7 protein-coding genes are annotated in these 13,114 nt (G+C 69.5%); 4 read left to right on the top strand and 3 right to left on the bottom strand.

Annotated elements, in window-relative coordinates; all coding sequences use genetic code 11:
- The first annotated feature begins 14 nt into the window (after positions 1–14).
- A complete protein-coding gene (locus tag ACN22W_RS18730; RefSeq protein WP_419688944.1) occupies positions 15–437 on the top strand; it encodes a DUF2946 domain-containing protein in 423 nt (140 codons plus the stop codon).
- Positions 438–564: 127 nt separating this feature from the next.
- Positions 565–1,653, top strand: coding sequence for a hypothetical protein (locus ACN22W_RS18725; RefSeq protein ID WP_419688943.1), 1,089 nt, complete (start codon positions 565–567; stop codon positions 1,651–1,653).
- A 39-nt stretch (positions 1,654–1,692) separates the two neighbouring features.
- Here ACN22W_RS18725 and ACN22W_RS18720 read toward each other — a convergent pair whose 3' ends face one another.
- The gene (locus tag ACN22W_RS18720; RefSeq protein WP_419688942.1) at positions 1,693–10,293 is read right to left on the bottom strand and encodes an autotransporter-associated beta strand repeat-containing protein; all 8,601 of its coding nucleotides are present in this window, start codon (positions 10,291–10,293) and stop codon (positions 1,693–1,695) included.
- On the opposite strand from ACN22W_RS18720, the gene ACN22W_RS18715 reads away from it, so the two are divergent.
- Together ACN22W_RS18715 and ACN22W_RS18710 are read left to right on the top strand one after the other, a co-directional pair.
- Positions 10,292–10,432 (top strand): hypothetical protein, encoded by a 141-nt coding sequence (locus tag ACN22W_RS18715; protein ID WP_164992049.1) that lies wholly within the window; start codon positions 10,292–10,294, stop codon positions 10,430–10,432. The two genes, ACN22W_RS18720 and ACN22W_RS18715, sit on opposite strands and share 2 nt — an antisense overlap.
- 143 nt (positions 10,433–10,575) lie before the next feature.
- A complete protein-coding gene (locus ACN22W_RS18710; protein WP_419688941.1) occupies positions 10,576–10,881 on the top strand; it encodes a hypothetical protein in 306 nt (101 codons plus the stop codon).
- Positions 10,882–11,025: 144 nt separating this feature from the next.
- Here ACN22W_RS18710 and ACN22W_RS18705 read toward each other — a convergent pair whose 3' ends face one another.
- Both ACN22W_RS18705 and ACN22W_RS18700 read right to left on the bottom strand, forming a co-directional pair.
- Complete coding sequence (locus tag ACN22W_RS18705; RefSeq protein ID WP_129515498.1) at positions 11,026–11,685, bottom strand: YdcF family protein; 660 nt, start codon at positions 11,683–11,685, stop codon at positions 11,026–11,028.
- Positions 11,686–11,913: 228 nt separating this feature from the next.
- The gene (locus ACN22W_RS18700; protein ID WP_048245785.1) at positions 11,914–12,948 is read right to left on the bottom strand and encodes a rod shape-determining protein; all 1,035 of its coding nucleotides are present in this window, start codon (positions 12,946–12,948) and stop codon (positions 11,914–11,916) included.
- Positions 12,949–13,114: the final 166 nt, after the last annotated feature.

Here is a 13,114-nt window from a genome sequence, read left to right as displayed (position 1 = left end):
GCCCTGCCGTGACCGTGCCCTCGCCGCTGTCGTCCGTCGCCCGCCCGATGCGTCGTGCCGCGCGGGTCGCCATCTTCGCCGTACTGCTGAATGCGCTCGCGCCGGCGATCACGTCGGTGCAGGCAGCCTGGCGCGACGACGCGGAAACGACACGGGCCGTGCTGCAACTCGTGCATCTCGCCGACGAGAGTCATGGCGCGCACGCGGATCATGCCGGCACGCCCGCGCACGATACCGGCGCGCATCACGGGCACGGCGACGATACATGCCCGTTTTGCCATGTTCACGCCGGAAGCTTCGGCCTTCCGCCCTTGCCGCCGCAAGCGGTGCCCCTCCTCGCGTTCGCCGAACGGCCCCCGGCCGCACGCGCGCGGATGCTTCGTCATGTGCCGCCGTGGCCGCACGCGTTCTCGCGCGGCCCGCCGCGCGCCGGTTGAATTCACGGCCGCGCGGGCATTCGTTCCGGTCTTGCGTCATCCGGCTGCACGGCGGCTTCTCGCCGCCGCGTACGGGACACGCTGCGCGCAGTTTTTTGCATGCACGAATCATCCATAGGAATCCAAATTGTTTACCCATCGCTTTCCGACGCTCAAGCGCCATGCTCTTTCGGCGGCAACGGCCGTCGCCCTCTCCGTCGGCTTCGCCGCGACGCCCGCCGTCGCGCACGAGTCGCCCGTCGCCGGCCTCACGCCGGACAGCCACGCGCCCGCCGGCGTCATGTATGACCACATGCACAAGAAAGGCGGCTGGATGATCGGCTACACGTACTCGCATCAGAACACCGGCGGCGCCGTGAAACGCGACGGCCAAAGCGTCGACGATCATGCGCTCGCGATGGCCGGCTACACGATGAAGCCGACCGGCATGCAGATGAACATGCACATGCTGCACCTGATGTACGCGCCCAGCGACGCATTCAACCTGATGGTGATGCCGATGTACATGGACATGCCGATGACGATGCAGGGACTGTCCGGCGGACACGGTGGACACGGCAGGCACGGCGGCGGACATGGGACGGGCGGTGGCGAGATGTCGCACGGGGCGTCCGGGCTCGGCGACACGGTCGCCGCAGGCCTGTTCCGGCTGTACGACGACGGCCGTCATCACCTGCATGCCGGCCTCGGCATCAGCATGCCGACCGGCTCCGTGTCGCGCCGCAACGGGGACGGCACGTTCGCCCACTACGGGATGCAGATGGGGACCGGTACCTGGGATGCGATCCCGAGCATCACGTATACCGGCCAGATGCAGCGCTGGAGCTGGGGCGCGCAGGCGCTCGCGCAGTTACCGATGCAGCACGCAAACCGTTCGGGCTACCGTGTCGGCAACCGGTTCGAGGCGAACGCCTGGGGCGCCTTCCGGCTGACGCCGTGGCTGAGCGCGTCCGCGCGCCTGAACTACACCGCGCAGGGTGCGATCCGCGGCGCCTACGACGGCCCCGTACACGTCGCCAGCCCGGACGATCTGCCCGGCAACTATGGCGGCCGCGTGCTGAAGGTCGGTGCGGGCCTGAACGCCGTATTCCGCTCCGGGCCGCTCAAGGGGCACCGGATCGGCGTCGAGTACCTGACGCCCGTTGCGCAGAACCTCAACGGCTATCAGCTCGAGCAGCGCGCTGCGTTATACGCCAACTGGTCAATCGCGTTCTGATGGCCGGGGCGGCGGGCCTGCCCCGCCGCCCCGCGCCGGTCAGAACTTCCACAGGATGTTGCCGAGCACCGCGTTGTCGCGCACGCCGCTGCCGTACTGGCCGCTGTACGTGAGGCCGAGCGTCAGGCGCTTCGTGATGTTCGCGTCGATGCCGGCTTCGAGCACCGCGCTGTCGCGAGCAATCGGCACGCCCGACACCTGGAACGACGTGCCGCCGCCCGCGAACGTGAACGCCGACGACGGGTGCACGTTGCCGAACGCGTGCCGCCAGCCGACCGTCCCGCGCGCGGTGAACGTACCGCTCGCGATCGAGCCGATCTGCGACGCCGCGCGCAGGCCGAGCGTCGAGAAGCCCACGTGGGTCGTCTCGCCGCCGGCGCGCAGCGCGGCCGCGCCACCGCTTTCCGTATAACCATCGGTATGCAGGTTCACATACGCGAGGCCCGCGAACGGTTCGATCGCGACGGGCCCGACCGGCAGCGCATAGCCGACTTCGCCGAACACCTGCGCCGAATTCGCGTCGTAGCCGGCAGAGTCGTGATCCGAGAAGCCCGCGAAGCCCGGATTACGGTCGCTGTTGATCCGGTACCACGTGTACGACGCGCCACCGCGCACGCCGAGCGCACCGTACTGCGCGCCGCCGTACAGCGACAGGTAGTAGCTGTTTACCGACGCCGACGAGCTCTGGTCGTTGTCGAGCGAGCTGTGCGTGACGCCCGCGGCCAGACCCGCACGCCACTTGTCGTTGAGCGCCATGTCGGCACCGGCGATGAAGCCCGTCATGCTGCGGTTGATCGTCGATGCATTGCCGTCGCCGGTGAGCCGGCTGCGGCCGCCGAACGCCTGTCCCCACACGACCGGCTGATACGGCGTGCCGCCGTAGCACCCGTCGCGCGAACCGATCCGGCGTTCCGGCGGCAGCGTCGGGTCGACCGCGCCGGCCGTGTTGTCGCCGCACAGCGCGGCGCCACCGGACGACAGCGCGGCGAGCGGGCCCGATCCGGGCGCGAGCCCCTGGCGGACGCGATCGGTCACCGCATCGCGCACATAACGACTGTCGAGCAACAGCATGCTCTTCATGCTCGCCTGCAGTTCGCCGTCGAGCAGCCCGTACGCACGGCGCGCGGTGCCCGCGTCGGTCGTCAGCACCGCGTCGTAGAGCGGGTTGCCGGCGCCGAGCCCGCCGAGCGCGGTCGCGACTGAACGCTGGTTGGGCGTCGTTGCCACGTCGGGCAGCGAGGTGCCGTTCGCGACGAGTCGCAGGTACACGTGGTCCGGATCGTAGCTGAGCGTCGGCATCAGGAACGCGTAGTTCGCACTCACCTGGCTGAATGCGCCCTGCACGCCCGACGTTGCGGTGAGGATCGTGTAGGTCGTGCTCGGCTGGTAGCCGTTCTGGTTCGCGAGCACCTGCACGGTGCCGCCGTTCAGCGTCGCCGTACCCGTCGCGGCGACGCTGCCGCTTTGCTGCGGCGCCGCCGCGACCTGGAACGTCGAGCCCGGCTGGAACGTGACGTTGCCGGCCACGTTCAGCGCCGCACCCGGCTGCGTTGCGGCCGCCGTCGCGCCACCCTGCACCACGAGGCCGCCGACAGTGCCGGTGCCCGTCAGCGTCGCGCCATTCTGTACGGTCACGGCCGACTGGCTGAGCGAACCGTTGACGGCGAGCGTGCCCGCGCTGACCGTGGTCGGCCCGCTCAGCGTGTTGGTGCCCGTCAGCGTCAGTTGCCCGCTGCCAGCCTGCGTCAGCGCGCCCGTGCCGGACAGCACGCTGGCCACCGTCACGTTGCCGGATTGATTGAAGATCAGCGCGCCGTTGTCGACGACGTTGCCGGCGATGCTGCCCGACGTGCCGCCGTTGCCGAGCTGCAGCGTGCCGCCGGTGGCGATCGTGGTGCCGCCCGTGTACGTGTTGCTGCCGGTCAGCACCTGCGTGCCGCTCGCGACCGTGACACCGCCCGAGCCGCCAATCGTGCCGCCGAATGCGGTGCCGCCGCCGTTCAGCGTCAGCGCGTTGGCACCGAGGCTCACATTCGTGCCAGCCCCGCCGGACAACGCGCCGATCGTCTGCGCACCCGTCGCACCGCTCGCGTCGAACGTCGCGCCCGTGCCGGCGAGCGTCACCGCGCCCGTCGACGCGAGGCTGCCGCCCGCGCCCAGCGCGAGCGTGCTGCCGCCGTTGATCGTCGTGCCGCCCGTGTACGTGTTCGCACCCGTCAGCGTTTGCGTACCCGTACCGGCAACCGTCACGCCGCCCGCGCCACCGATCGTCCCGCCGAACGTGCCGGCGCCGCTGCCGCTCAGTGTCAGCGCGTTCGTGCCGAGATTCACGCTGGTGCCGGCCGCGCCCGACAGCGTACCGATCGTCTGCGCGCCCGTCGCGCCGCCGAGGTTGAACGTCGCGCCCGCGCCGGCGAGATTCACCGTGCCGGCCGACGCGAGACTGCCGCCCGCGCCGAGCGCGAGCGTGCTGCCGCCGTCGATCGTCGTGCCGCCGGTGTAGGAGTTCGCGCCCGTCAGCGTTTGCGTGCCGGTGCCGGCCAGCGTCACGCCGCCCGTGCCACCGATCACGCCGCCGAACGTGCCGTTGCCGCTGCCGTTCAACGTCAGCGCGTTGGCGCCCAGGGTCACGTTCGTGCCGGCTCCGCCGGTCAGCGTGCCGATCGTCTGCGCGCCCGTCGCGCCGCTCAGGTTGAAGGTCGCGCCCGTACCGGCGAGATTCACCGTGCTGCCCGACGCGAGGCTGCCGCCGGCGCCCAGCGCGAGCGTGCTGCCGCCGTTGATCGTCGTGCCGCCCGTGTACGTGTTCGCGCCCGTCAGCGTTTGCGTACCCGTACCGGCAACCGTCACACCGCCCGCGCCACCGATCGTCCCGCCGAACGTGCCGGCGCCGCTGCCGTTCAGCGTCAGCGCATTCGTACCGAGGTTCACGTTGGTGCCGGCCGCACCGGTCAGCGTGCCGATCGTCTGCGCACCCGATGCACCGCCCAGGTTGAACGTCGCGCCTGCGCCTGCGAGGTTCACCGCGCCGCTCGCCGCGAGGCTGCCGCCCGCACCGAGCGCCAGCGTGCTGCCGCCGTTGATCGTCGTGCCGCCCGAGTAGGTGTTCGCGCCCGTCAGCGTTTGCGTGCCGGTGCCCGCGAACGTCACGCCACCGGTGCCACCGATCGCGCCGCCGAAGGTGCCGCTGGCGGTCCCGTTCAGCGTCAGCGCATTCGCGCCGAGGTTCACGTTCGTGCCGCCCGCACCGGTCAACGTGCCGAGCGTCTGCGCACCCGATGCACCGCTCAGGTTGAACGTGGCGCCCGTGCCCGCGAGATTCACCGCGCTGCCCGACGCGAGGCTGCCGCCCGCGCCGAGCGCAAGCGTGCTGCCGCCGTTGATCGTCGTGCCGCCCGTGTACGTGTTCGCACCCGTCAGCGTTTGCGTGCCGGTGCCCGCGAACGTCACGCCACCGGTGCCGCCGATCGCGCCGCCGAAGGTGCCGCTGGCGGTCCCGTTCAGCGTCAGCGCATTCGCGCCGAGGTTCACGTTCGTGCCGCCCGCACCGGTCAGCGTGCCGAGCGTCTGCGCACCCGACGCGCCGCTCAGGTTGAACGTGGCGCCCGTGCCCGCGAGATTCACCGCGCTGCCCGACGCGAGGCTGCCGCCCGCACCCAGTGCGAGGGTGCTGCCGCCGTTGATCGTCGTGCCGCCCGTGTACGTGTTCGCACCCGTCAGCGTTTCCGTGCCGGCGCCGGCGAATGTCACGCCGCCGGTTCCGCCGATCGTGCCGCCGAAAGTTCCGCCGCTGCCGGTCAGCGTCAGCGCGTTGGCACCCAGGGTCACGTTCGTGCCGGCCGCACCGTTCAGTACGCCGATCGTCTGCGCACCCGATGCGCCGCCCAGGTTAAACGTCGCGCCTGCGCCCGCGAGGTTCACCGCGCCGCTCGCCGCGAGGCTGCCGCCCGCACCCAGCGCGAGCGTGCTGCCACCGTCGATCGTCGTGCCACCGGTGTAGGTGTTCGCGCCCGTCAGCGTTTGCGTGCCGGTGCCGGCCAGCGTCACGCCGCCCGTGCCACCGATCACGCCGCCGAACGTGCCGTTGCCGCTGCCGTTGAGCGTCAGTGCGTTCGCACCGAGATCGACATTCGTATTGGCCGCGCCGGTCAGCGTGCCGAGCGTCTGCGCGCCCGTCGCACCGCTCATATTGAACGTGGCGCCCGCGCCGGCGAGATTCACCGCGCTGCCCGACGCGAGGCTGCCGCCCGCGCCCAATGCGAGCGTGCTGCCGCCGTCGATCGTCGTGCCGCCCGTGTACGTGTTCGCGCCCGTCAGTGTCTGCGTGCCGGTGCTGGCGAACGTCACGCCGCCCGCGCCGCCGATCACGCCGCCGAAGGTGCCGCTGGCCGTCCCGCTCAGCGTCAGCCCGTTACCGCCGAGCGTCACGTTCGTACCGGCGGCGCCCGACAGCGCACCGATCGTCTGCGCGCCCGATGCGCCGCTCACGTCGAACGTCGCGCCCGTGCCCGCGAGATTCACCGCACCCGTCGCCGCGAGGCTGCCGCCCGCACCGAGTGCCAGCGTGCTGCCGCCGTCGATCGTCGTGCCGCCCGAATACGTGTTCGCGCCCGTCAGCGTTTGCGTGCCCGCGCCCGCGAACGTGACGCCGCCCGTGCCGCCGATCGTCCCGCCGAACGCATGGTTGCCTGCGCCGCTCAACGTCAGCCCGTTACCGCCGAGGCTCACGTTCGTGCCGGCCGCACCGGTCAGCGCGCCGATCGTCTGCGCACCCGACGCGCCGCTCAGATTGAACGTCGCGCCCGCACCGGCCAGGTTCACCGTACCGGTCGATGCAAGGCTGCCGCCCGCGCCAAGCGCCAGCGTGCTGCCGCCGTCGATCGTCGTACCGCCCGTGTAGGTGTTCGCGCCCGTCAGCGTCTGCGTGCCGGTGCTGGCGAACGTCACGCCGCCCGTGCCGCCGATCACGCCGCCGAAGGTGCCGCTGGCCGTACCGCTCAGCGTCAGCCCGTTGCCGCCGAGGGCCACATTCGTACCAGCGACACCCGACAGCGCGCCGATCGTCTGTGCGCCTGTTGCACCGCTCACGTCGAACGTTGCGCCCGCACCGGCCAGGTTCACCGCACCCGTTGCCGCAAGACTGCCGCCCGCACCCAGCGCAAGCGTGCCCGCGTTGATCGTCGTGCCGCCGGTGTACGTGTTCGCGCCCGTCAGCGTCGTAGTCGCCGCGCCGTTCTTCACGAGGCTGCCGGCACCGGCAATCCCGCCGCTCAGCGCGAGCGCGTTGCTGCCACCCAGCGTCAGCGCCGCACCCGTGCCGAGGTTGACCGCGTTGCCGACCGTCAGGCTCGCGTTCGTATCGAGCGTCGCCGAGCCGCCGACGTTCAGCGCGCCGGTGCCGAGCGCCGCGTTGTTGCCGAGCACGAGACCGCCGCTGTTCAGGTTCGTGCCGCCCGTGTAGGTGCTCGCGCCGTTCAGCGTCTGCGTGCCGGTGCCGGCCAGTGTCAGACTGCCCGCGCCGCCGATCGCGCCGCTGAACGTGCCGCTGGCGGTCCCACCCAGCGTCAGTGCATTGCCGCCAAGGTTGACCGTCGATCCCGCGACGCCCGACAACGCACCGAGCGATTGCGCGCCCGTCGCGCCGCTCAGGTCGAGCGCAGCGCCCGCGCCCGCGAGATTCATCGCACCGGTCGTCGCGAAGCTGCCGCCCGCACCCAGTGCAAGCGTCCCGCTGTTGACCGTCGTGCCGCCGGTGTACGTGTTCGCGCCCGTCAACGTCGTGGTCGCCGCGCCGTCCTTCACGAGGCTGCCGGCGCCGGTAATCCCGCCGCTCAACGCGAGCGCGTTGCTGCCGCCGAGCGTCAGCGTCGAGCCGGCGCCGGCGAGGTTGACCGCGTTGCCGACCGTCAGGCTCGTATTCGTATCGAGCGTCGCCGCGCCGCCGACGGTCAGCGCGCCGGTGCCGAGCGCCGCGTTGTTGCCGAGCACGACGCTGCCGCTGTTCAGGTTCGTGCCGCCCGAGTAGGTACTCGCACCATTCAGCGTCTGCGTGCCGGTGCCGGCCAGCGTCAGGCTGCCGGTACCGCCGATCGCACCGCCGAAGGTGCCGCTGGCGGTCCCGCTCAGCGTCAGGCCGTTGCCGCCGAGGGCCACATTCGTACCAGCGACGCCCGACAGCGCGCCGATCGTCTGTGCGCCGGTTGCACCGCTCACGTCGAACGTTGCGCCCGCACCGGCCAGGTTCACCGCGCCCGTTGCCGCGAGGCTGCCGCCCGCGCCCAGCGCCAGCGTGCCCGCGTTGATCGTCGTGCCGCCGGTGTACGTGTTCGCGCCCGTCAGCGTCGTGGTCGCCGCGCCGTCCTTCACGAGGCTGCCGGCACCGGCAATCGCGCCGCTCAACCCGAGGGTGTTGCTGCCGCCCAGCGTCAGCGCGGCGCCCGTGCCCAGATTGATCGCATTGCCGACCGACAGGTTCGCGTTCGTATCGAGCGTCGCCGAGCCGCCGACGTTCAGCGCGCCGGTGCCGAGCGCCGCGTTGTTGCCGAGCACGAGACCGCCGGCGTTCAGCGTCGTGCCGCCCGAATAGGTGTTCGCGCCGGACAGCGTCGTGGTTGCCGCGCCGTTCTTCACGAGACCGCCGCCACCTGCGATCACGCCACCCAGACCGAGACTGTTGCTGCCGCCGAGCGTCAGCGTGGTGCCCGTCGCGATGTTGACGCCATTCGCGAGCGATACGTTGGTGGTCGTATCGAGCGTCGACGAACCGTTGACGTTCACCGAGCCGAGGCCGAGCGCCGTATTGCTGCCGACGACGAGGTTGCCGCCGTTCAGGTTCGTGCCGCCGCTGTACGTGTTCGAACCGGTCAACGCTTGCGTGCCGGTGCCGGACAGCGTCACGCCGCCCGTGCCACCGATCGTGCCGGCATAGGTCGCGTTGCCGCTGCCGTCGAGCGTCAGCGAATTGCCGCCCAGATTCACGTTCGTGCCGGCCGCACCGGCCAGCGCGCCGATCGTCCGCGCACCCGACGCGCCGCTCACGTCGAACGTTGCGCCCGCACCGGCCAGGTTCACCGTGCCGGTTGCCGCCAGGCTGCCGGCGCCGCTCAGCGCCAGCGTGCCGCTGTTGATCGTCGTGTTGCCGGTGTACGTGTTCGCGCCCGTCAGCGTGGTCGTCGCCGCGCCGTTCTTCACGAGCCCGCCGGCTCCGCCGATCGAGCCGGCCAGCCCGAGATTGTTGCTGCCGCCGAGCGTCAGCGTCGAGCCGGTTGCGATATTGACCGCGTTGCCGAGCGTCACGTTTGCGCTCGTGTCGAGCGACGCGTTCGTGTTGACGTTCAGCGCGCCCGTGCCGAGCGACGCATTGTTGCCGACCACCAGGCCGCCACCGTTCAGGTTCGTGCCACCCGAGTAAGCATTCGCACCGGACAGCGTCAGCGTGCCGCCGTCGTTCTTGGTCAGCGCGCCGCCGCCCGTCACCGAGCCCGACAGCGTGAGCCCGGTCGCGCCCTGCACGGTCAATCCGCCGGCACCCAGCGTCACGTTGTTGGCGACGTCGAGTCCGGCCGCCCCTGCCTGCAGCGCGCCGCCATTCGCCGTGACGTTACCGGTGCCGAGCGATGCATTGTTGCCGATGATCGCGACGCCGCCGTTCAGCGTCGCATCCTGCACAGTGGACGCGCCGTTGATCGTCCAGTTGCCGCTGTTGACGTCGAGGTGGTTGAAGTTGGTGTAGTTGTTGACCGCGATCGTGCCGTTCGCGTTGATGCCCTGCTGCAGGTTGAGCGTGTTGTTGCCGCCCGCGCCGCCGTCGACGATGCCCGTCGCCGCGACGTTGAGCGTGTTCGGGCCAACCGTGATGTTGAACGCGCCGCCGGTGCCGCCCGCCGTGTTGACCGACGAGCCCGTCACGGCATTGAACGTGTTGTTGCTGTTCGCGCCCATCGACACGCCGCCGTTGATCGTGCCCGAGTTGGTGAACGTATTGCCCTGACCGGGCGTGCCGTTCGAGCCGAACGATACGCGGCCGTTGATCGTGCCGCTGTTGTTCATGTTGACCTGGCCGCCGCCGTATGCGGTGACCACGGGCGCGTCCGCGCCGACGAGGGTCGCACCGACCAGCGGGTTGGACCCGATCGTGCCGGTGTTTGTAATGTTCGACGTGCCGCCTGTACCGTTCTGGACCGACAGCGCCATGCCCGTCACGCCGCTGATCGCCACGCCGGTCGAGCCGTTCATCGTGCCGTTGTTGACGACGGTGGTGTTCGCGCTCGCGGACGCATTGCCGACCACGGCCCCGCTCGACAGCACGCCAAGGCCCGAGCCGAGTGCGGACGGATCGATCGTGCCGTTGTTGGTCAGCGTGACGCCGTTGCCGGTCAGCGACATCGCGGTGCCACCGACGCCGAGCAATACGCCGACGCTCGCGCCGGGGTTGACCGTCGCGTTCACGTTGTTGGCGCTGTTCGAGTAGCTCGGCTGCAGCGGGTTCGCGATGCCGGAACAGGTTACCGTCGTGCCCGCCGTGCTGCAGGTCGCATAGGCGGGAACGATGCCCGCTCCGGACAGCGCCAGGAAAACACCCGTCGGCAACAGCAGTCTCGGAAACGGCTCGCCGGCTTTTCTCGAACGCGCAAGATTCATGCTTTTCCTCGATTTTGGTTTTGGATTTGATATTGGTATTGCCGTTGTACCGGACGGCATACAGCAGAGAATCACGGACAAAAGCGTGCCCGCCGGCGGTCGCGATGCGACGTCGGCTTATTCATCGATGGCGGGTTGATCGGCCCTGGATTGCGGACGCGTAACTAGTCGAATGACATGACGGTGGCCCCCTGTTTTTCTGCAGCGACTTTCTGGTTGATTTGATTACTGCCCTGCTTTTGTCAGACAAGGCTATATCAAAGTCCTGCCATTTTCCAGTCGATGTTTACCCATTGGATCAAGGGTCAACGAGCATGTATTTTTTACCCGCCAACGCAGGTCGGGCCGTCGCATTCGCAGGTTTTTCGCCTGCTTGTTTTGATCTTTCTCAAAAACGTCGAAATCAACGCATCCGATAAAATGCGGATTTACGACCTCGACACAATGCAGCCGATTATTGCACCGCAATATCTTCATGCCGACAAATTGCCGACACCGATAATCAGCGTCCGTTTAATAATCAAATACGAGCCGGGTTTCCGCGTGCGCGGCGAAATCGCTGCGATTTTCGCGTTGCATCGAACCTGAAACGCGAATCGTTATCGCTTGCCCGTGCAACTATTACTGATATGGCGGTGAGAAAAATGGGAACGCTGCGGCCGGCGTGAAGCGGCAGGAAATCGGAAGGCGGAGAAAATCAGGCACCGGAGGCGTTCACCCCCGTGCGCCACATCAGGAAAACAGGCTCATCAGGTACAGCATCGGCCGGAACGAAATCGGCCTCGCATCGGGATTCACCCACAGACGCAGCGCATACACCGCGTAGGCCGGCACTTCGCGCCAGCTCGAATAGACATCGCGCAACTGGAAGCGGCGTGGATACGCGGCGAAGATGTCGGCACGCGCGATGCCGACGCGCTCGAACGCGAGACGGGCCCGCGCAAGATGGTAGTACTGGCTGACGATCAGCACGCGCGACAGCCGGTGCGCCTGCAGGTACGCAAGTGTGTGCTGTGCGGTTGCAAGCGTGTTGTCGCCCTGGTCGTCGACGGCGATCCGGTCGGCCGGCACGCCGCGCGCCACGAGATAGTCGCGCATGGCCGTCGCCTCGTTCAGCCCGGGCCCGTCGATCGCGCCGCTGACCAGAAACGCCGGGCACTGCCCGGTGCGGTAGCAGCGCACGCCGACGTCGAGCCGGGCCGCGAGCACGGGTTTCGGCGCGCCGGTATCGTCGAGCGCGTTGCCGAAGATCACGGCGACGTCCGCCGGTTGGCTCGGCATCCGCATCCCGTACGCGACGAGCGCGACGGCCGCGGCGACCCAGATGCACGCGATGACAGCCAGCAGGCGGCCCGTTCGGGCCGCGAAGCCCCGTTTGGTGTGGTATTTCAAGGTTTTCGGTCTCTCAGGTCGTCGGGCGGATCGGCCAGCCCGGCCCCGGATGGGCGCGTAACGCTAGCACGGCGCGCTCGCGCGTGTCCACGCGGCGGATCGACGACGGCCCGTGGTCGCGCGGTCGGCAACATGGCCGCCGCAGCGCGCTCGACAAGGAGCCGGTCATCCGGAGATCGAAAGAATGTGAATGGCCGCGCCGCGATGCGCGCCCTGGCCCGCGCCGAATCAGTCGACCGGGCACATCGTGAGCCGCCCCATCGCCTCGCCTGCGCCGCGCACCGCGCAGGTGGCCGGCTCGTCGGCGATCCGGGCCACCAGCCCCGTCTCGTCGTACAGCAGGCGTTCGAGGTCGGCGAGCAGCGCGCCGCCGCCCGTCAGCACCACGCCGCGATTCGCGATGTCGGTCACGAGCTCGGCCGGCGCGTTTTCCAGCACCGACTTCACCGCGCCGATCACCTGCTTGAGCGGCGCGGCCAGCGCGTCCGCGACGTCGTGGTTGGACAGCTCGACCGAGCGCGGCAGGCCGTCGCCGATGCCGCGCCCAACCGCGCGCGTCGACGTGCGCGGCACCGCGCTGGTGGCCGAGCCGATCGTCTTCTTCACGTGCTCGGCCGTCTGCTCGCCGAGCAGCACGCCGTACAGATTGCGGACGTGGTTGACGATCGCCGCGTCGAACTGGCTGCCGCCGACGCGGATCGCCTCGCGGTAGACGATGCCGCCGAGCGAGATGACCGCGACTTCGGTCGTCCCGCCACCGATGTCGATGACCATCGAGCCGACCGGCTCGGTCACCGGCAAGCCAGCGCCGAGCCCGGCAGCCAGCGATTCCTCGATCAATTCGACATCCGATACACCGGCCGCGAACGCGGCCTCGCGGATCGCGCGGCGCTCGACGGCCGTCGCATCGGACGGCACGCACAGCGTGACCTCGACGCGGCGGCTGAAGCGCGAGCGCGTGCGCGACATGTCGATGAAGCTGCGGATCATCTGCTCGGCCGCGTGCGCGTCGGCGATCACGCCGTGCCGCATGGGCCGCACGGCTTCGAGATGCCCCGGTTCCCGGCCGAGCAGCGCTTTCGCGAGTTCGCCGACCGCCTCCAGCGTCGGCCGCGCGTCGGTCGCGCCGGCCTTGCGGAAGCAGACGACCGACGGCTGATTCAGCACTACGCCGCGCTCATGCGTGTAGATCTGCGTACTCGCCGTTCCAGGGTCGATCGCAACGGGTTGCGCAAACAACTTTCCGAACAGCGGTGTCGACATATCAAACCTTTGTGAGCGAACGGGACGGGACGGCCGCACCGCATTCCCGCGGCGCGTCCACGCCGCCCTATCACGAGCTTAGCGGCAAATCGTTCCGATACTTTAGGCAATTCCGATGATTTTTTCGCGACGCAATTGTCAAAAATGCCATTCCGGCCGTTTCCGG

The sequence above is a fragment of the Burkholderia theae genome (assembly GCF_048565265.1).
Lineage (GTDB): Bacteria > Pseudomonadota > Gammaproteobacteria > Burkholderiales > Burkholderiaceae > Burkholderia > Burkholderia theae.
The sequence above is the reverse complement of the archived record's forward strand: the minus strand, read 5'-3'. Positions and strand labels throughout refer to the sequence as shown.

Excerpts from the sequence above, each read along its gene's own strand:
- ACN22W_RS18715 (WP_164992049.1), top strand. The coding sequence starts at position 10,292 with ATGCTTTTCCTCGATTTTGGTTTTGGATTTGATATTGGTATTGCCGTT.
- ACN22W_RS18720 (WP_419688942.1), bottom strand. The coding sequence starts at position 10,293 with ATGAATCTTGCGCGTTCGAGAAAAGCCGGCGAGCCGTTTCCGAGACTG.
- ACN22W_RS18710 (WP_419688941.1), top strand. The coding sequence starts at position 10,576 with ATGTTTACCCATTGGATCAAGGGTCAACGAGCATGTATTTTTTACCCG.
- ACN22W_RS18700 (WP_048245785.1), bottom strand. The coding sequence starts at position 12,948 with ATGTCGACACCGCTGTTCGGAAAGTTGTTTGCGCAACCCGTTGCGATC.